The 17,589-nt window shown below is 67.5% G+C and carries 19 protein-coding genes; 10 read left to right on the top strand and 9 right to left on the bottom strand.

Annotated features, from left to right (window positions below; translation table 11 throughout):
- Window positions 1–60: 60 nt before the first annotated feature.
- Both BS329_RS38435 and BS329_RS38430 read right to left on the bottom strand, forming a co-directional pair.
- Entirely contained in the window at window positions 61–1,050 is a 990-nt protein-coding gene (locus BS329_RS38435; protein ID WP_076168101.1) for an aldo/keto reductase family protein, read from the bottom strand.
- A 55-nt stretch (window positions 1,051–1,105) separates the two neighbouring features.
- Window positions 1,106–1,762 carry a DUF3043 domain-containing protein gene (locus BS329_RS38430; RefSeq protein ID WP_076168099.1) on the bottom strand — a complete coding sequence of 219 codons (657 nt, stop codon included), beginning with the start codon at window positions 1,760–1,762 and terminating at the stop codon, window positions 1,106–1,108.
- Window positions 1,763–1,906: 144 nt separating this feature from the next.
- On the opposite strand from BS329_RS38430, the gene BS329_RS38425 reads away from it, so the two are divergent.
- On the top strand, window positions 1,907–2,284 hold the full coding sequence (locus tag BS329_RS38425; protein ID WP_076168098.1) for an iron-sulfur cluster assembly accessory protein: 378 nt from the start codon (window positions 1,907–1,909) through the stop codon (window positions 2,282–2,284).
- 87 nt (window positions 2,285–2,371) lie between these two features.
- On the opposite strand, the gene BS329_RS38420 is transcribed toward BS329_RS38425, so the two are convergent.
- Complete coding sequence (locus BS329_RS38420) at window positions 2,372–2,560, bottom strand: hypothetical protein (RefSeq protein WP_076168096.1); 189 nt, start codon at window positions 2,558–2,560, stop codon at window positions 2,372–2,374.
- Between the two features lie 141 nt (window positions 2,561–2,701).
- On the opposite strand from BS329_RS38420, the gene BS329_RS38415 reads away from it, so the two are divergent.
- Complete coding sequence (locus tag BS329_RS38415; protein WP_143253385.1) at window positions 2,702–3,691, top strand: carbohydrate kinase family protein; 990 nt, start codon at window positions 2,702–2,704, stop codon at window positions 3,689–3,691.
- Between the two features lie 103 nt (window positions 3,692–3,794).
- Here BS329_RS38415 and asnB read toward each other — a convergent pair whose 3' ends face one another.
- On the bottom strand, window positions 3,795–5,729 hold the full coding sequence (asnB, locus tag BS329_RS38410; protein WP_076168094.1) for an asparagine synthase (glutamine-hydrolyzing): 1,935 nt from the start codon (window positions 5,727–5,729) through the stop codon (window positions 3,795–3,797).
- A gap of 194 nt (window positions 5,730–5,923) precedes the next feature.
- On the opposite strand from asnB, the gene ctaC reads away from it, so the two are divergent.
- On the top strand, window positions 5,924–6,862 hold the full coding sequence (ctaC, locus tag BS329_RS38405) for an aa3-type cytochrome oxidase subunit II (protein ID WP_076168093.1): 939 nt from the start codon (window positions 5,924–5,926) through the stop codon (window positions 6,860–6,862).
- Window positions 6,863–6,902: 40 nt separating this feature from the next.
- Window positions 6,903–7,322: a cytochrome c oxidase subunit 4 gene (locus BS329_RS38400; RefSeq protein ID WP_076168091.1), complete on the top strand. Its 420-nt coding sequence runs from the start codon at window positions 6,903–6,905 to the stop codon at window positions 7,320–7,322.
- Window positions 7,323–7,388: 66 nt separating this feature from the next.
- On the opposite strand, the gene BS329_RS38395 is transcribed toward BS329_RS38400, so the two are convergent.
- On the bottom strand, window positions 7,389–8,264 hold the full coding sequence (locus tag BS329_RS38395) for a DMT family transporter (RefSeq protein WP_076168089.1): 876 nt from the start codon (window positions 8,262–8,264) through the stop codon (window positions 7,389–7,391).
- 82 nt (window positions 8,265–8,346) lie between these two features.
- On the opposite strand from BS329_RS38395, the gene BS329_RS38390 reads away from it, so the two are divergent.
- A complete protein-coding gene (locus BS329_RS38390) occupies window positions 8,347–9,309 on the top strand; it encodes a GlxA family transcriptional regulator (protein ID WP_076168088.1) in 963 nt (320 codons plus the stop codon).
- Here BS329_RS38390 and BS329_RS38385 read toward each other — a convergent pair.
- Entirely contained in the window at window positions 9,306–9,701 is a 396-nt protein-coding gene (locus tag BS329_RS38385) for a cupin domain-containing protein (protein WP_076168086.1), read from the bottom strand. The genes BS329_RS38390 and BS329_RS38385 overlap by 4 nt on opposite strands.
- Window positions 9,702–9,753: 52 nt before the next feature.
- Between BS329_RS38385 and BS329_RS38380 the strand changes: the two genes are divergently transcribed.
- Window positions 9,754–10,719: a helix-turn-helix domain-containing protein gene (locus BS329_RS38380; protein WP_076168085.1), complete on the top strand. Its 966-nt coding sequence runs from the start codon at window positions 9,754–9,756 to the stop codon at window positions 10,717–10,719.
- Window positions 10,720–10,986: 267 nt separating this feature from the next.
- On the opposite strand, the gene trpD is transcribed toward BS329_RS38380, so the two are convergent.
- The 3 genes from trpD to BS329_RS38365 form a co-directional block, all read right to left on the bottom strand.
- Window positions 10,987–12,018: an anthranilate phosphoribosyltransferase gene (trpD, locus tag BS329_RS38375; protein WP_076168083.1), complete on the bottom strand. Its 1,032-nt coding sequence runs from the start codon at window positions 12,016–12,018 to the stop codon at window positions 10,987–10,989.
- 4 nt (window positions 12,019–12,022) lie between these two features.
- Window positions 12,023–12,433 carry a response regulator gene (locus tag BS329_RS38370; protein WP_076168082.1) on the bottom strand — a complete coding sequence of 137 codons (411 nt, stop codon included), beginning with the start codon at window positions 12,431–12,433 and terminating at the stop codon, window positions 12,023–12,025.
- A 61-nt stretch (window positions 12,434–12,494) separates the two neighbouring features.
- On the bottom strand, window positions 12,495–12,911 hold the full coding sequence (locus BS329_RS38365; protein ID WP_076168080.1) for a hypothetical protein: 417 nt from the start codon (window positions 12,909–12,911) through the stop codon (window positions 12,495–12,497).
- A gap of 95 nt (window positions 12,912–13,006) precedes the next feature.
- On the opposite strand from BS329_RS38365, the gene ctaE reads away from it, so the two are divergent.
- The 4 genes from ctaE to qcrB are packed head-to-tail and all read left to right on the top strand — an operon-like array spanning window position 13,007 to window position 17,298.
- Window positions 13,007–13,630: an aa3-type cytochrome oxidase subunit III gene (gene ctaE, locus BS329_RS38360; RefSeq protein WP_076168078.1), complete on the top strand. Its 624-nt coding sequence runs from the start codon at window positions 13,007–13,009 to the stop codon at window positions 13,628–13,630.
- A gap of 55 nt (window positions 13,631–13,685) precedes the next feature.
- Window positions 13,686–14,504 carry a cytochrome bc1 complex diheme cytochrome c subunit gene (qcrC, locus tag BS329_RS38355; RefSeq protein WP_076168077.1) on the top strand — a complete coding sequence of 273 codons (819 nt, stop codon included), beginning with the start codon at window positions 13,686–13,688 and terminating at the stop codon, window positions 14,502–14,504.
- Entirely contained in the window at window positions 14,501–15,634 is a 1,134-nt protein-coding gene (gene qcrA / locus BS329_RS38350) for a cytochrome bc1 complex Rieske iron-sulfur subunit (protein ID WP_076168075.1), read from the top strand. Before qcrC ends, qcrA begins: the two co-directional genes overlap by 4 nt.
- The gene (gene qcrB / locus BS329_RS38345) at window positions 15,631–17,298 is read left to right on the top strand and encodes a cytochrome bc1 complex cytochrome b subunit (RefSeq protein ID WP_076168073.1); all 1,668 of its coding nucleotides are present in this window, start codon (window positions 15,631–15,633) and stop codon (window positions 17,296–17,298) included. Before qcrA ends, qcrB begins: the two co-directional genes overlap by 4 nt.
- The last annotated feature ends 291 nt before the right edge of the window (window positions 17,299–17,589 follow it).

Here is a 17,589-nt window from a genome sequence, read left to right as displayed (position 1 = left end):
GCGAGTAGTCGACTAAACGCGGGAAAAGCGTCCGCGCTTAGTCGACTACTCGCGGGGGGATCAGGGCGAGCGGGTGAGGGTGGGGTCGGTCTCGGCGACGCCGTCGAGGGCCTCGTCGATCGCGGCGAGCAGATCCGCGTCCAGCTTCACCCCGGCCGCCTTCACGTTCTCGTGCACCTGCTCGGGCCGCGAAGCGCCGATGATCGCCGAAGCGACGTTCGGGTTCTGCAGCACCCACGCCACGGACAGCTGGGCCAGCGACAGACCGGCCTTGTCCGCGATCGGCCGGAGCCGCTGGACGCGCTCGAGGACGTCGTCGTTGAGGAAGCGGGCGACCATGTTCGCGCCGCCCTTCTCGTCGGTCGCGCGGGAGCCCGCGGGCAGCGGCTGACCGGGCTTGTACTTGCCGGTGAGCACGCCCTGCGCGATCGGGGACCAGACGATCTGGCTGAGGCCCTCACGCTCGGACGCCGGGATGACCTGCGCCTCGATGACCCGCCACAGCGCGTTGTACTGCGGCTGGTTCGAGATGAGCGGCACCTTCAGTTCGCGGGCGATCGCCGCGCCCTGGGTGATCTGCTCGGCGGTCCACTCCGAGACGCCGATGTAGAGCGCCTTGCCCTGGCGGACGAGGTCGGCGAAGGCGAGGAACGTCTCTTCGAGCGGGACGGTCCGATCGAACCGGTGCGCCTGGTAAAGGTCGACGTAGTCGGTGCCGAGCCGCTTCAGCGAAGCGTTCGCCGACTCGATGATGTGCTTGCGGCCCAGCCCCTGGTCGTTGGGGCCCTTGGGGCCGGTCGGCCAGTAGACCTTGGTGAAGATCTCCAGGCTTTCGCGGCGCAGGCCCTTGAGCCCGCGGCCGAGCACCGATTCGGCGGCCGTGTTGGCGTAGACGTCGGCGGTGTCGAAGGTGGTGATGCCGACGTCGAGCGCGGCCTTGATGCAGGACTGGGCCTGGTCCTCTTCCACCTGGGACCCGTGGGTGAGCCAGTTGCCGTACGAGATCTCACTGACATTGAGGCCGCTGCGGCCTAGACGTCGAAACTCCATGAGCGGAACTCTACCCCAGGCCGTTAGCCACGCTAACGACCTGGGTTTCGCCTGCTCAGACCTTGTCGCCGGGTTTGACCCGCGGCTTGGGAACGCGCAGTTTGCGGATCTGGCTCGCGCGGATGAAGGAGTACCAGCCGACCGACGCGCCCTTGACCGTCTCGTCCGGGAACTTCAGGCGGACCATCTTCGCGATCCGGCGCCCGCTGAGCACGCCTTCGACGATCATGCCGAGCAGCATCACGGTGCACAGCAGCGTCGCGTAGCGCTGGACGTCCGGGTACGGCACCAACAGGGCGACGAACACCAGGATCGCGAGGGGCATGAAGAGACCGAGGAGGTTGCGCCGCGAGTCGACCAGGTCACGGATGTACGCCTTGACCGGGCCGCGGTCACGCGGGAGCAGGTACTTGTCGTCGCCCGCCATCATCTTCTCGCGGCGTTCCTTGGCGGCGTTGCGCTGCTTCGCCTTGTACTCCGGATCGGCCTTCGCTGACTTGCGGAGTTCCTTGTTGCGCTTCATCGCCTCACGCATGGTGGTCGGCGGCGGCGCCACCGGGCCGCGGCGCTTGGCCTCGGCCTCACGCCGCTTGGGCGTGGCCTTGCCCTTTCCGGGCGTATACGCCTTGGCCTGGACCTCGACGGTCTCGTTGTCGACGTCTTCGACGGCGGTCGTGGCGGAGTCTGTGGTGCTACGGCGCAGGAACCTCACCTCACCAGGGTAGTTGCAGGCGTCACGGTGTCACGCACCAGGCCGAGCGATATGTCACCATGGAGGGGAACAGATCGGGACTCCGACGTGTTGGACCAAGGGCCAAGACGAGTACCCGCAGCGAGTTCGACCAGAGGGAGAACCATGACGACCGCTGAGCAGGCAGCCGCAGCTCAGGCCGAAACCGCCGTGGAGACCCACGGCGTCACGTTGACCGACGCCGCCGCCGTCAAGGCGAAGGCCCTGCTCGAGCAGGAGGGCCGTGACGACATGCACCTGCGCATCGCCGTCCAGCCCGGTGGGTGCGCGGGCCTGCGCTACCAGCTGTTCTTCGACGAGCGCACGCTCGACGGTGACCTGTTCCGTGACTTCGACGGGCTCCGCGTGGCCGTCGACCGGATGAGCGCGCCGTACGTGTCGCGGGCCGTGATCGACTTCGTCGACTCGATCGAGAAGCAGGGCTTCACGATCGACAACCCGGACGCGACCGGCAGCTGCGCCTGCGGCGACAGCTTCCACTGACGCACTTCGAACATGAAGAAGGGCCGCGAACCTCAACCAGGTCGCGGCCCTTCCTCATACCCGCAGCTCTTGCTGCCCGCGGGGGGATCAGACGTAGGCGTCCAGATCGGCGACCTGGGCGAGACACCGCTCGTCCACGGTCCAGGCCGGAGCGATCTGCCGGGGCAGTGGCAGGTTCTCGGCCTGGAGGGACGACGGGATGCCGGCGCAATCGGCGATGAGTTCGCCGATCGATTCCGGTTCGAGGTGATACGCGGAAGTGGTCACGAACGACAAGTTAATGACTCACGTTCGAGTAGCACACCACTACCAACCGGTAGTGTTCATGGCCGTGCCTGAAGCAACCCGTATGGGGCATGACCTGCGGGTAACTTAGCCGTCCTCGTTTCGGCGGGGCCGACCGATCAAGGAGAACCGGTGGCAGACAGCGCCAGGATCGCGGTATCCGGCAGTATCGCAACCGATCACCTCATGCACTTCCCGGGCAGGTTCGCCGAGCAGCTCGTCGCCGAGCAGCTGCACCGCGTGTCCCTGAGCTTCCTTGCCGACGACCTCGTCGTCCGGCGGGGCGGGATCGGCGCGAACATCGCCTTCGGTCTCGGTGTCCTCGGCAAGCGGCCGATCCTGGTCGGCGCGGTGGGCTCCGACTTCGCCGACTACCGCTCGTGGCTCGAACGGCACGGTGTCGACACCGCCGGCGTGCTGGTCTCCGAGGTCGCGCACACCGCCCGTTTCGTCTGCACCACCGACGAGGACCTCTGCCAGATCGCCACCTTCTACGCCGGCGCGATGGCCGAATCACGCAACATCGAACTGGAGCCGGTCGCCGCGCACGCCGGTGAGCTGTCGCTCGTGCTGATCAGCCCGGACGACCCCGAAGGCATGGTCCGGCACGCCGAGGAGTGCCGCCAGCGCGGCTATATCTTCGCCGTCGACCCCTCGCAGCAGCTGGCCCGGATGGACGGCGAGCAGGTGCGCGCCTTCGTCGAGGGCGCGAAGTACCTGTTCAGCAACGACTACGAATGGGAACTGCTGCTCCAGAAGACCGGCTGGACCGAGGCGGACGTCCTCGACCGCGTCGGCATGCGGATCACGACGCTCGGGGAGAAGGGCGTCGAGATCGTCGGCAAGGACGGCCTCGCATTGCAGATCGGCGCCGTCCCCGAACGCGGCAAGATCGACCCGACCGGCGTCGGCGACGGCTTCCGCGCCGGGTTCATCGCCGGTATCGACGGCGGCCTGAGCCTGGAGCGCGCCGCGCAGCTGGGTTCGTTGATCGCCGTGCTGGTGCTGGAGACCGTGGGCACGCAGGAGTGGGCCTTCGATCGCACCGACGTCCTGGGCCGCCTCAAGGAGGCCTTCGGCCCGGAATCCGCCGAGGAGATCGCGGCGATCTTGCCGGCGTGAGTTGACGTAATACGCGTGAAGGCCCCCTTCCCTTCGCTGAGCCGAGGGAAGGGGGCCTTCACGCGCGCTGGGTCAGGATTGCGGCGAGTTCGGCGGGTCGTGACTAGAGCTTCACCGGGTAGACGGGTTCCGGCACCTCGGGTTTGATGCGGTTCTCGACGAAGATGCCGTGCCACAGCATGAACACCAGCAGCGCCCACAGCTGGCGGCTGCGGTCGAGCTGACCGGCCTTGTGCTCGTCGAGCAGGGCAAGGACGGCCTTTTTGTCGAGCAGCGCGTCGGTCTGCGAGTCCGAGATGATGCCCTTGGCCCAGTCGTACATCTCGTTGCGCAGCCAGTGCCGGATCGGCACCGGGAAGCCGAGCTTGCGCCGGTTCAGCACATGCGCCGGGATGATCTTCGCCAGTGCCTGGCGCAGCGCGTACTTCGTGGTGCCGTGCGCGAGCTTCTGGTCGAGCGGGATGGTCGCGGCGACCTTGAACACCTCGGCGTCGAGGAACGGCACGCGCAGTTCCAGCGAGTTCGCCATGGTCACCTTGTCGGCCTTGACCAGGATGTCGCCGCGCAGCCAGGTGTAGAGGTCGACGTGCTGCATCCGCGCGACCGGATCCCAGTCCTCGGAGATCTTGTACCAAGGAGCGGTGACGTCCTTGAAGCCGACGCCTTCCTCGTACGTGCGCAGAACCTTGCGGAGCTGGTCGTCGCGGAAGTTGCGGGCGTTGCCGTAATAGCGGTCCTCCAGCGGAAGCGCCCCGCGCCGCAGCAGGTCCTTGCCGCGGGTGCCCTCGGGGATCTTCGTGGAGACCTTGCCGATGATCTTCCGCATCCCGCCGGGGATCTTCTCGAACGGCGCCAGCGAGATCGGCTCGTTGTAGATCGTGTAGCCGCAGAACAGCTCGTCGGCGCCTTCGCCGGACAGCACCGCTTTGACGTGCTTGCGTGCTTCGCGGGCGATGAACCACAGCGGCACCAGCGCCGGGTCCGCCACCGGGTCGTCGAGGTACCAGACGATGAGCGGCAGCGCTTCCATCATCTCGTCCGCCGACACCGTGCGGATCACGTGCTTCACCCCGATCGCGGCCGCCGATTCGGCGGCGACGTCGACCTCGGAGTAGCCCTCGCGCTCGAACCCGGTGGTGAACGCGATGAGGTTCGGGTTGTGCTCCTTGGCCAGCGTCGCGGTCGCGGTGGAGTCGATGCCGCCGGAGAGGAACGCGCCGACCGTGACGTCCGGGTCGGAGATCATGTGCTTGCCGACCGAGTCGCGCATCACGTCGGCGATGCGCTCGTACAGTTCCTCCGCCTCGGCCTGGCTGTTGACCGGCTTCGCGTTGAACTGCGGGTGGAAGTAACGGGTGAACTCGATGTCGCCGCCGGGGACCACCCGGAACGACGTGCCGGACTCGACGCGGCGGATCCCGGTGTGCAGCGACTCGGGCTCCGGCACGTACTGGAGCACCAGGTAGTGCTGGAGGGCCTTCCGGTCGAGCTTCTCCTCGACGCCGAGCACGCTGGAGAGCTCCAGCAGGCTCTTCTTCTCACTCGAGAAGGCGACCTTGCCGGGGCCCGCGGAGTAGAACAGCGGCTTGATGCCGAACGGGTCGCGCGCGCCGAAGACGACCTTCTCCTGCGAGTCCCAGATCATGAAGGCGAACATGCCGCGCAGCTTCTTCACCGCGTCGTCGCCGAGGTAGTGATACGCCGCGACGATCGCTTCGCCGTCACCCTCTGTGGCGAATTTCGCACCATGCCCGGCGGCCAGTTCGTCACGCAGCTCGCGGTAGTTGTAGATCTCGCCGTTGAAGTTCAGCGTGTAGCGCCCGGGGGCCTCCGGCGGACCCCAGACCAGCGGCTGATGGGAGTGGTCGACGTCGATGAAGGCGAGCCGGTTGAAGCCGTAGACCACCTCGGCGTCGGCCCAGGTGTCGTGCTCGTCGGGGCCGCGGTGCCGCTGGCAGCGCATGGCGGCGTCAACCGCTTCACGGGCGCCTGCCGCGTCGGCTTCGGTCGAACAGATCAGTCCAAGCAGGCCGCACACGTCTAGTTCACACACCTCTTGTTGGCCGAGCGGGGGAGAAGGGCCCAGTATGCCCGTGTGTGGGTACACCCGGATGTGGTGGGGGATACGCGTGTTGTGGTCACCCCTTGGTCAGCGCGGCCCCGTAACTCGGCTAGGCTCCGCCATGTCACGAAGATCGGTCGAGGAGGCTCTGGGTGAAAGGGCAAGGCGCAGTGGGAAATCCAGAGCGCATCCCGGTTAAGCGGGCTGGTCGCGTCGCAGCGCTCGCCGCGCTGGTGATGCTGACCGCGACGGGCTGTTCCGGAGACGAGATCCTTCGTTTCGGCTGGCCGGTCGGGGTGACCCCGCAGGCGCACGACATGCGCACCCTGTGGACGTGGACGGTCGTCGCCGCGCTGGTCGTCGGTGTCATCGTCTGGGCGCTGATCTTCTGGACCGCGATCTTCCACCGCAAGAAGAAGACCGCCGACGGCGCGGAAGAGGACCTGCCCCGTCAGTTCCAGTACAACATCCCGCTTGAGCTCTTCACGGTCGTCGTCCCGACGATCATGGTCTGCGTGCTGTTCTTCTTCACCGCGACCACCGAGAACCGCGTGCTCGCCGAGACGGACAACCCGGACGTCACGGTCGACATCGTCGCGTTCCAGTGGAACTGGGAGTTCAAGTACAAGAGCGACTCCAAGAACCACGACGACCCCGAGATCACCACGGTCGGCAGCTCGACCGAGATCCCGCTGCTCGTCCTGCCGACGAACAAGACGATCCAGTACAACCTGCGGTCGGCCGACGTCATCCACTCGTTCTGGGTGCCGGAGTTCCACTTCAAGCGGGACGTCATGCCGGACCCGGAGAAGAACAACCAGGACTTCACCTTCCAGAACTCGATCGACAAGGAAGGGTCGTTCGTCGGCCGTTGCGCCGAACTGTGCGGCACCTACCACTCGGGGATGAACTTCGAGGTCAGGGCGCTGTCGGCGGACAAGTACGCGCAGTACATCCAGCTCCGCGGCACGGTGAACCCGAAGAGCGGCAAGCCGAACACCGCCTCCGAGGCGCTGACGGCGATGAACTGTGGCGACCTGTGCTCGCCCTACGCCGTCACCACCACCCCCTTCAACACCGACCGCACCGCGCGGGTCGCGTCCAACTGACCCGGCTGTTCGAGCCCGAAACAGGAGTGAGGCAACGTCCATGAAGGTCGAAGGACGGATTTTCTTCCTCGTCGCGGTCTTCTCCGTCGTCGTGGCGGGTGTTTACGCGTACATGACCGGAACGATGACCCGGGACGGCGTCGAGCCGGTCGGAGTGGTGGCCCTGATCCTCACCGGCGGCCTGGCCTTCCTGGCCGGGAGCTACCTGCAGTTCGTGGCGCGGCGCATCGAGCCGCGGCCGGAGGACCGGGAAGACGCCGAGATCAGCGACGGTGCCGGTGAGCTGGGCTTCTTCAGCCCCGGCAGCTACTGGCCGATCGGTCTCGCGGCGGCCGCCGCGCTGACCGGTCTCGCGCTTGCTTTCTTCCACATCTGGCTGCTGATCATCGCGCTGGGCCTGGTGATCGTCGCCATCGGCGGGCTGGTGTTCGAGTACCACACCGGTCCGAACCACGAGTGACGTCTTGACGCCGAATCGGCGCCCCGCTCCCTGGTGGAGCTGGGCGCCGTTTTCGCGTTCAGAGGACTAAACGCGGGCGGGGAGGGGTGCCGGGACGCGTTTCGGTGCGAGCGCGGCCACCAGGACGGCCAGCATCCCCACGCCCTCCAGCCACGTCGGCCGGTGCCCGTAGGCGAGGACGTCCACCACCACCGCGACCACCGGATAGACGTAGGACAGCAGAGCCACCGTCGCGGTCGGCAGCTTGCCGATGCTCGCGTACATCAGGACGTACATCAGCGCGGTGTGCACGGTCCCCAGCAACACCAGCCACAGCAGTCCCGAGGTGTCCGTCGGCAGCGGCGTGACGAGCAGCGCGGGCGCGAGCACGATCGTGCCGGTCACCAGCTGGATGGCCGCCAAGACGTGCGGGCGCAGGTGTTTGAGCTGCTTCGCGACGAACGAGGCGCCGGCGTAGAGCGCGGCCGCGCCGAGAGCGAGCGCGATTCCCGCCAGTCGCACGGGTTCGCCGTCGGCACCGTGCGCGGACAGCGAGATGAGCGTCACCCCGCCGAACGCGATCAGCGCCCGGATCAGCTGGCTTTTCACCATTTTCTCGCCGAGGAACGCCGCGGCGAGACCGACCAGCATCAGCGGCTGAGTGTGGTAGACGACGGTGCTGACCGAGATCGACGACAGCGCGTACGAGGCGAAGAGCAGCACCCAGTTCCCGACCAGGAACAGCCCGCCGAGGATGGCGAGCAGCAGGTCACGACGGGTCACCGTCCACGGGCGGAGCCAGCCACGGGCCGCGCTCCACACCAGGAGCAGCAGGCCGCCGACGAGGCTCCTCGCGAACGCCACGGCGGGCGCGTCGGCGCCGCTTTCGAGGACGACGGCGCCGATCGTGCCGGACAGGGCCATCGCGGCGGTCCACTGGAGCAGAGGGTTGTTCTTGGTCATGGCGACCACTTTCGCCCTCGCACGACTACCCGACCAGTGTCAGAGATGACATCGACCGCAAAACTTATGACAGACTGCCGGGATGGATGTGAAGAAGGTCGCGGTGGTGCTCGCCGACCAGGTCTCGCCGTTCGAACTCGGCGTCGCGTGCGAGGTCTTCGGCACCGATCGCAGCGCGGACGGCATCGAGGGCTGGGATTTCGCGGTCTGCTCGCCCGGTGGGGAGAACGTCTTGAGCTGGTCCGGATTCGGCCTCGACGGGCTGGAGAGCCTGGACTTCGCGGCGTCCGCCGACCTGCTGATAGTCCCGACCTGCGCGCCACGGAGCGCGAGCCCGCCGGAGCCGGTCCTCGAAGTCTTGCGTGACGCCGCGAGCAGGGGTGCCTGGGTCGCGGGTTTCTGCGCGGGTGTCTTCTCGCTCGGCTACGCGGGGCTTCTCGACGGGCGCGACTGCACCGTGCACTGGGTTTACGAGCAGGAATTCCGGTCACGTTTCCCGACGGCGAAGGTCGACCCGAAGGCGTTGTACGTCCATGACGGTGGTGTCCTCACCAGCGCGGGGACCGTCGCCGCCGTCGACCTGTGCCTGCATCTGGTGCGCGAACTCCGCGGTGTCGCCGCGGCCACCGCGCTGGCGCGGCGGATGGTCGCGGCACCGCACCGGGTCGGCGGACAGGCGCAGTTCGTGCAGGCGCCGGTCCCCGAGACCGCCGCACCGGACGACACCGTGCTCGCCGAGGCGCTCGAATGGATCGAGCGGCGACTGGACCAGCCGTTCACCGTCGCGGAACTCGCCCGCCGCAGCGGTTTGGGGGAGCGCACGTTCCTGCGCCGGTTCTCGGCGGCCACCGGAACGACCCCGCACCGGTGGCTCACCGAACGACGGCTCGATCGCGCCCAGTCGTTGCTCGAAGAAGGCCGTCTGTCCATTGAGGACATCGCGACCGCCTGTGGATACGCTTCCGCGGCGGCGCTGCGGCACCAGTTCGGCAAGCTTCGCGGAACGAGCCCGAGCGCCTACCGTAGGACGTTTTCCGTCGGCTAGAAGGAGATTTCCTGCCCGACGGTGACGGTGACGTGGTCGGGTACCTCTTCGTGGCTGTCACCGACCGACAGGGTTCCGGTCGGTTCGAAGAGCAACAGCGACGCACCGTCCACTGAGGATGGTTTGTGGTAGGTGCCGCGCGGGACGACGAACACCGAACCGCGCGGCAGCGTGACGACGCGTTCGCCAGCCTCTTCGCGCAACGCGATGTCGAGGCTCCCGTCGAGGACGAGGAAGAATTCGTCGGTGTTCTCGTGGACGTGCCAGACGTGCTCGCCCGCGACCTTGGCGAGGCGGACGTCGTAGTCGTTGACGTGGGCGACGATCCGCGGGCTCCAGATCTCGTCGAACCCGGCCAGCGCGGTCCCCAGATCGATCGGCTGCTTGCTCATGATCCGATCCTGGCCACTGGACCGCCCGAGGGGTGAGTGCTAGGAATCGCATATGTCGCATGATTTCTCGCACGAGGTCGCCGTCCTGGTCGACGAGGGCTCCAACCCCTTCGAAATGGGCGTCGCGACCGAACTCTTCGGCCTGCGGCGACCGGAACTGCACCGGCCCTGGTACGGCTTCACACTGTGCGCCGCCGAGTCGTCCGTGCGCATGCACCTGGGGATGTTCACCCTCACCGGGGTCGCCGGGCTCGAAGCCGCGGAATCCGCCGACACGGTGATCGTGCCCAACCGGCTCGATCCGGAGCGCCCGGCCCGGGAATCGGTGCTGACGGCCATCCGTGCCGCGGCCGCGCGGGGTGCCCGGCTGGTGAGCTTCTGCACCGGCGCGTTCACCCTCGCGCAGGCGGGTGTCCTGGACGGGCGGCGTGCGACGACGCACTGGAAGTGGGCCGAGCGGTTCCGGTCGCTGTTCCCCGCAGTGCGGCTGGAACCGGACGTCCTGTTCGTCGACGACGGCGATGTCCTGACCGCGGCGGGCAGCGCGGCCGCGCTCGATCTCGGGCTGCACTTGATCGGCCGCGACCACGGTGCCGAGATCGCCAACGCGGTGAGCAGGCGGCTGGTGTTCGCCGGGCACCGCGACGGTGGGCAGCGGCAGTTCGTCGAGCGCCCGGTGCCGTCGGTACCGGACACCTCCCTGGCGCCGGTGCTCGAATGGGCACGCGAACGACTGGACCGGCCGCTCACCGTCGCCGACCTCGCCGCCAGGGCGGCGGCCAGCCAGGCGACGCTGCACCGGCGGTTCCGCGCCGAACTGGGGACGACGCCCCTGGCGTGGCTCACGACGGAACGCATCGCGCTGGCGTGCCGGCTGATCGAGCGCGGCGAGCAGCGGCTGGACCGGGTGGCGCGGGCTTCGGGTTTCGGTACCGCGGCGAACCTGCGTACGCAGCTTCGGCGGGCTACCGGCCTGACGCCTACGGCTTACCGGGCGCGGTTCAGCACCGCTTCGTAAGGCTAGGACTTGTTATGAACGGACCTTTCATAACAGGATTTGTTATGAACGGTCCGTTCATAACGCCTCGTCCCGGTTGCGGGGTGTCGGCTGGAGAGTCCGTGGAGGCCTCCTTCCCTACTCTCAGGGTGGGTAAGGAGGCCTTCACTACGTCGCTGGCCAGGCGCGGGAGCGCGCCGGTGGCCGCTCCGCAGTCGCCCCAATGTTATGAACGGACCTTTCATAACAAATTCTGTTATGAACGGTCCGTTCATAACACGCGCGAAGCTAAGCGAAGGTAATCCACCGGTTCAGCAGGTCGGCCGCCGCACCTGAGTCGACGGCCGAGGCCGCCCGCGCCAGACCCGCGGCGAGGTCGTCTTCCAGCGAGTCCGAGAAGCCGGTGAAAGCGGCCAGCGCGGCCGCCGAGTTGAGCAGCACCGCGTCCCGCACCGGCCCGGGCTTCCCGCCCATCACCTGGCGGAACACCTCGGCGTTGTGCGCCGCGTCGCCGCCGCGCAGGTCTTCGGCGGTCGCGCGCGTGATGCCCAGCGACGAAGGGTCGAAGCTGCGCTCGGTGATCTCGCCACCGGAGACGACCCACACCGAACTCGTGGTCGTGGTGGTGATCTCATCGAGCCCGTCGTCGCCGCGGACGAGCAGCACGGTCATCCCGCGACGCGCGAAAACCTCGGCCAGGACGCGGGTCTTGTCCGCGTAGGCGCAGCCGATCAGCGAACTGCGCGGTTGCGCCGGGTTGGTGAGCGGGCCCAGCAGGTTGAACGTCGTCGGCACGCCGAGTTCACCGCGCGTCGGGCCGGCGTGGCGCAGGGCGGGGTGGAACTTCGGCGCGAAGCAGAAGCCGATGCCCAGTTCGTTGACGCTGCGCTGGACCGTCTCGGGCGGCAGGTCGATGGTGACGCCCAGTTCCTCCAGCACGTCGGCGGCGCCGGACTTCGACGAGGCGCTGCGGTTGCCGTGTTTGGCCACCGGGGCACCGGCCGCGGCCGTCACCACCGTGGCCATGGTGGAGATGTTGACCGAGTTGGACCGGTCGCCGCCGGTACCGACGATGTCCACCGACGGCCGGTCGATGGTCACCCGTTTGGCGTGCGCCAGCATGGCGTCGGCCATGCCGGAGATCTCCGCCGGCGTCTCGCCCTTCGCGCGCAGCGCGACGGCGAATCCGGCGATCTGGGAGGGCGTCGCCGCCCCGCTCATGATCTGGTCCATCGCCCACGCGGTGTCCTGTTCGGACAGGTCCGCGCGCGCGATGAGCTGGTTGAGCAGGGACGGCCAGGTCTTGGCGGCCGCGCTCATCGGCTCAGCCGCGCACGGCCGGCACCCGCCGGGCGCGCAGCACGTCGGCGACCGTCTCGGCGGCGGTCAGCGGGTCGAGCGGGTGGACCAGCACCGCGTCGGCCTGCGACCAGGTCGCGAGCCAGCGGTCGTCCTTGCGCCGCACCGACACGATGATCGGCGGGCAGTGCTCGATCTCGTTCTTGAGCTGACGGGTCAGCCCGATGCCGCCGGTCGGCTGCGCCTCGCCGTCGAGGATGGCCAGGTCCACGTTGCCCGCGTCCATCTCGACGAGCACCTCGGAGATGCCGGACGCCTCGGTGTAGTCCACCCGGCCGAGGTCGGCGGCGGGCCTGCGGCCGACGGCGTTGATGATCGCCTCGCGCACCTCCGCCTTGTGGCTGAACACCAGGATCCGCATCGCCTGCTCGCCCATGAGCGCGCCTCCGCCTCGTTTAGTCATGTCGACCCCGCGATGTTATCCGCCATGACCGACATCACGTGGACGCACCCGACGGCTGGAGCGCGTCCCAGCCCAGCGAGTCCCCGCCGAGCCGCTGCGCCAGGCCCGCCATCCGCGACCGTTCCTGCGCGCAATGCAGCGCGTCGAGGGTCTGGACGCGCACCGCGTGCGTCAGCGTGAAGCCGCCGTCCGGCCCCTGTTCCCGCAGCTCCCAGCCGTCCTGGGCGAGGATCGAGGTCGCCTCCGCCACCTTTTCGGGCGGAAGTTTCAAGTGGTGGCGCAAGATCGCGGGTGCTTCGGCGACCCAAGCGGGTGATCTCGCCAGCACCGAAGAGTCCGCCTCGGCCGGATCGAAGGCCTCCGCGACGACCTCCACGCCGGGCGTGTCGACCGTCAGACCTGGGAGGTTCGGCTTCTTGACCAGGTCACGGAGCCGATCTAGTAAACCCATGAGTAGCCCAGTCCCCTCTTTCGTTCAGATGTGACCCGACACGCATGCGACTTGCCGTGGACCCACCCGGCGGGCCCCATGCGTGAGAGGACATAATGCGACGCGTGACAACGGCAGCTCCCACCATCAGCCAGCGGGTCCACTCGCTGAACCGGCCGAACATGGTCAGTGTCGGCACCATCGTGTGGCTGTCCAGCGAACTGATGTTCTTCGCCGGACTGTTCGCCATGTTCTTCACCGTGAAGGCGCAGAACGCGTCCGGCCAATGGCCGCCGCCGCTGCACGGTGAGCCCTTCCACCTGAACATCGCGCTGGCGATCCCGTTCACGGTGATCCTCGTGGCGTCGTCGTTCACCTGCCAGTTCGGTGTGTTCGCCGCCGAAAAGGGTGACGTGTTCGGCCTCCGCCGCTGGTACATCATCACCTTGATCATGGGCGCGATCTTCGTGGGCGGCCAGGGCTACGAGTACCTGAACCTGATCCACGAGGGGCTGACCATCCCGTCCGGCGCGTACGGCACGGTCTTCTACCTCGCGACCGGGTTCCACGGCCTGCACGTCATCGGCGGGCTCATCGCGTTCGTGTACCTGCTTATCCGCACCAAGCTGAGCAAGTTCACCCCGGCCCAGGCCACCTCGGCGATCGTCGTGTCGTACTACTGGCACTTCGTCGACATCGTGTGGGTGGGCCTGTTCGCGGTGATCTACATCCTTCCGTGAACGAAGCCCCCACCACGACCTATCGGCCTGAACTGACAGCAAGGGTTGCCGCAAGATGACCTCCAGCAAGGACAAGACGGAGCGCCGCTTCCGCAAGCGCTCCAAGGCGCGCAAGCGGTTCGCCGGCGCGCTGGCGCTCGGGATCGCGCTGCTGAGCGTGGGCGGGCTGTACGCCGTTTTCGCACCGGAGCCGCAGACCGCGCAGGCGCAGGGCGAGTCCGCCCTCCTGCGCGAGGGCGAAAAGCTCTACAACAACACGTGTATCGAATGTCACGGGCCGAAGCTCGAAGGCGTCACCGACCGTGGCCCGAGCCTCATCGGCATCGGCGACGCGGCCGTGTACTTCCAGACCTCGACCGGCCGCATGCCCGCCGTGCGCCAGGAGGCCCAGGCGCAGCGGAAGCCGCCGAAGCTGTCCGAGGCCGAGATCAACGCGCTGGGCGCCTACATCCAGGCCAACGGCGGTGGCGCGCAGCGTCCCGCCGAGAAGGGTGACGCGCTGCGCGGCGAGGACGTCGCGCGCGGCAGCGAACTCTTCCGCCTCAACTGCGCCTCCTGCCACGGTTTCACCGGCCGCGGCGGCGCGCTCTCGTCGGGCAAGTTCGCCCCGAACCTGGACCCGGCCACGGAAGAGCAGATCTACACCGCGATGCTCACCGGGCCGCAGAACATGCCCAAGTTCTCCGACCGGCAGCTGTCGCCGGAGGAGAAGAAGGACATCATCGCGTTCGTGAAGTCCGTGAGTGACGGGAAAAACTCCCCCGGCGGTAGCTCGCTCGGCGGTCTTGGCCCGGCCTCGGAGGGCGCGATCGCGTGGATCGTCGGGATCGCCGCGCTGATCGGCGTGACGTTGTGGATTGGATCGAAGGCATGAGCGCCGAAGGGCCGAAGCCGCCGACAGAGGCGGAATTGGCGGACATGGATCGCGACCAGCTCGTCAAGCTGGGTACCGCGCTCGACGGGGTCGAGATCGTGGAGTACCCGAAGCCGTGGCCGGTCGAGGGGACGCGGGCTGAGAAGCGCGCCGAGCGCTCGGTCGCCCTCTGGTTCGTGCTGGCCGCGTTGTCCGGCCTCGCGTTCGTCGTGATCCTCGCCTGGCCGGAGTGGTTCGAGTACACCGAGCCGGGCCATCACGGGTACACGCTGTACACGCTCTACACACCGCTGCTCGGGGTCACCCTCGGCCTCGCCGTGCTCAGCATCGGCATCGGCGCGGTCCTCTACACCAAGAAGTTCATCCCGGCCGAGGTCGCGGTGCAGGAGCGCGGGGACGGCGGGTCGAAAGAGGTCGACAAGGCCACCATCCTCGCGCAGCTGGCCCACTCGGGCAGCGACAGCACCATCGCGCGCCGGTCGCTGATCAAGCGGTCCGCGGGCGCCGGTGCCGGGGTGCTCGGCCTCGCCGTCGCGGCGCTGCCGGTCGCGTCCTTCATCAAGGACCCGTGGAAGGACACCGAGAACCGCGACTCGCTGTGGCACTCGGGCTGGAAGAAGAACTTCCCGGAAGAGGTCGTCTACCTGCGCCGCAACACCGGCCGTCCGCACGAGGTCTCCCTGGTCCGGGTCGAGGACCTCGACGCGGGCGCCATGGAGACGGTGTTCCCGTTCCGCGAGTCTGAGCGGGAGGACGAGCACGCGTTGTCCGCCGCCTTCAAGCGGGTCGACAACCCCGTCATGCTGATCCGCCTCCGCCCGACCGACGCCGCCAAGGTCATCAAGCGTCAGGGCCAGGAAGACTACAACTTCGGCGACTACTACGCGTACACGAAGATCTGCAGCCACGTCGGCTGCCCGACCTCCCTGTACGAGCAGCGGACCAACCGCATCCTCTGCCCCTGTCACCAGTCGCAGTTCGACGCGCTCCACTACGCCAAGCCGATTTTCGGTCCGGCGACGCGGCCGTTGGCCCAGCTTCCGATTACAGTGGACAAAGAGGGCTTCCTGATCGCGCGCGGAGACTTCAACGAGGCCGTCGGACCGGCCTTTTGGGAGCGTAAGTCATGAGTTCACTCACCACCCCGACGAAGGGGACGAACCCGGTCGAGAAGGCCGCGGGCGCGGGTGCCAAGTGGGCCGACGACCGGTATCACCTGGCCAAGGGCATGCGGCACCAGATCAACAAGGTGTTCCCGACCCACTGGTCGTTCCTCCTCGGCGAGATCGCGCTCTACAGCTTCATCATCCTGCTGCTGTCGGGTGTGTACCTCACACTGTTCTTCGACCCCTCCATGGAGGAGGTCGTCTACAACGGCAGCTACACCGGCCTTCAGGGCGTCGAGATGTCGCGGGCCTTCGCGACCACGCTCGACATCTCGTTCGACGTCCGCGGCGGTCTGTTCGTCCGCCAGCTGCACCACTGGGCCGCGCTGATCTTCGTGGCCTCGATGATGGTGCACATGTTCCGGATCTTCTTCACCGGCGCGTTCCGTCGCCCGCGTGAGGCGAACTGGGTCATCGGCGCGCTGCTGCTGGTCCTGGGCATGTTCGAAGGCTTCTTCGGCTACTCGCTCCCGGACGACCTGCTCTCCGGTACCGGTATCCGCGCGACGCTGTCGGGCATCGTGCTGTCGGTGCCGGTCATGGGCACCTGGCTCCACTGGGCGCTGTTCGGCGGCGAGTTCCCCGGCAACGAGATCATCCCGCGCCTGTACACGATCCACATCCTGCTGCTGCCGGGCATCATGCTCGCGCTGGTGGGTGCGCACCTCGCGCTGGTCTGGTACCAGAAGCACACGCAGTTCCCCGGCGTGCGCCGTAAGGAGACCAACGTCGTCGGCGTTCGCATCATGCCGGTCTTCGCGCTCAAGGGCGGTGCGTTCTTCGCGCTGGTCACCGGCGTCATCGCGCTGATGTCAGGCCTCTTCCAGATCAACCCGATCTGGAACATCGGCCCGTACAACGCGGCGCAGGTCTCGGCGGGTTCGCAGCCTGACTGGTACATGGCCTGGGCCGACGGCATGCTGCGGATCTGGCCCGCGTGGGAGCTCTACCTCGGGAACTACACGGTCCCCGCGGTGTTCTTCCCCGGCGCGGTCGGGATGCCGCTGCTGATCGGGTTGCTGGTGATGTATCCGTGGATCGAGCGAAAGCTGTCCAAGGACATCGCGCACCACAACCTGCTGCAGCGTCCGCGCGACGTCCCGGTCCGGACCTCGCTGGGCATCATGGCCCTGACGTTCTTCGCGGTCATCATGCTGTCGGGCTTCAACGACATCATCGCGTTCGCCTTCGACATCTCGCTGAACGCGACGACGTGGGCGGGCCGGATCGGTGTGCTGCTCGCACCGCCGATCGCGTATTACCTCACCTACCGGATCTGCCTGGGTCTTCAGCGGGCCGACCGCGAGGTGCTGGAGCACGGTGTCGAAACCGGCATCATCAAGCGCCTGCCGCACGGTGAGTTCATCGAAATCCACCAGCCGCTCGGCCCGGTGGACGATCACGGCCACCCGCTGCCGCTCGAGTACCAGGGCGCGTCGGTGCCGAAGAAGATGAACAAGCTCGGCTCGGCCGGACACGCCGTCGCGGGTTCGACCTGGTCGCCGGACCCGGTCGAGGAGACGGTCGCGCTGGAGCGCGCCCGATCCAACGGGCACGGCAACGGCAAGGTCGACGACATCGGCGGCGAGCCCTCGGCGGAGCGCAGGGAGATCTCCTCCGGGCACTAGGTCGGCAGAAGTACGTGAAGGCCCCCTTCATTGCGCCTAGCGCAATGAAGGGGGCCTTCACGTATCTGGGACGGAGCTGTTACCCGTGGTGGATCCAGGTTGAACGTCCCTGTTTCCACAGCCGGCCGCCTGGTCGTCGTGACCGGACCGTTCACGCGGAACTGTGTGGCACGACCATGAGCAACGGAGGATTCGGGACACTCACCGTCCCCGATCCTCCGTTGATCATGGTCTGGAGTCGAGTGGCGTGGTGACGATGAAGGAATTGGGACGTTCAACGTCCCAATTCCT

This window comes from Amycolatopsis coloradensis (genome assembly GCF_001953865.1).
In the GTDB taxonomy this organism is placed as follows: Bacteria; Actinomycetota; Actinomycetes; order Mycobacteriales; family Pseudonocardiaceae; genus Amycolatopsis; species Amycolatopsis coloradensis.
Note: the sequence above shows the minus strand (reverse complement) of the source record. Positions and strands in the feature narration are given on the sequence as shown.

What these genes read in the sequence shown, in the direction of transcription:
- BS329_RS38435 (WP_076168101.1), bottom strand. Translation starts at nt 1,050, where the DNA reads ATGGAGTTTCGACGTCTAGGCCGCAGCGGCCTCAATGTCAGTGAGATC.
- BS329_RS38425 (WP_076168098.1), top strand. Translation starts at nt 1,907, where the DNA reads ATGACGACCGCTGAGCAGGCAGCCGCAGCTCAGGCCGAAACCGCCGTG.
- BS329_RS38400 (WP_076168091.1), top strand. Translation starts at nt 6,903, where the DNA reads ATGAAGGTCGAAGGACGGATTTTCTTCCTCGTCGCGGTCTTCTCCGTC.
- BS329_RS38395 (WP_076168089.1), bottom strand. Translation starts at nt 8,264, where the DNA reads ATGACCAAGAACAACCCTCTGCTCCAGTGGACCGCCGCGATGGCCCTG.
- BS329_RS38390 (WP_076168088.1), top strand. Translation starts at nt 8,347, where the DNA reads ATGGATGTGAAGAAGGTCGCGGTGGTGCTCGCCGACCAGGTCTCGCCG.
- BS329_RS38385 (WP_076168086.1), bottom strand. Translation starts at nt 9,701, where the DNA reads ATGAGCAAGCAGCCGATCGATCTGGGGACCGCGCTGGCCGGGTTCGAC.
- BS329_RS38380 (WP_076168085.1), top strand. Translation starts at nt 9,754, where the DNA reads ATGTCGCATGATTTCTCGCACGAGGTCGCCGTCCTGGTCGACGAGGGC.
- trpD (WP_076168083.1), bottom strand. Translation starts at nt 12,018, where the DNA reads ATGAGCGCGGCCGCCAAGACCTGGCCGTCCCTGCTCAACCAGCTCATC.
- BS329_RS38370 (WP_076168082.1), bottom strand. Translation starts at nt 12,433, where the DNA reads ATGGGCGAGCAGGCGATGCGGATCCTGGTGTTCAGCCACAAGGCGGAG.
- BS329_RS38365 (WP_076168080.1), bottom strand. Translation starts at nt 12,911, where the DNA reads ATGGGTTTACTAGATCGGCTCCGTGACCTGGTCAAGAAGCCGAACCTC.
- ctaE (WP_076168078.1), top strand. Translation starts at nt 13,007, where the DNA reads ATGCGACGCGTGACAACGGCAGCTCCCACCATCAGCCAGCGGGTCCAC.
- qcrC (WP_076168077.1), top strand. Translation starts at nt 13,686, where the DNA reads ATGACCTCCAGCAAGGACAAGACGGAGCGCCGCTTCCGCAAGCGCTCC.
- qcrA (WP_076168075.1), top strand. Translation starts at nt 14,501, where the DNA reads ATGAGCGCCGAAGGGCCGAAGCCGCCGACAGAGGCGGAATTGGCGGAC.
- qcrB (WP_076168073.1), top strand. Translation starts at nt 15,631, where the DNA reads ATGAGTTCACTCACCACCCCGACGAAGGGGACGAACCCGGTCGAGAAG.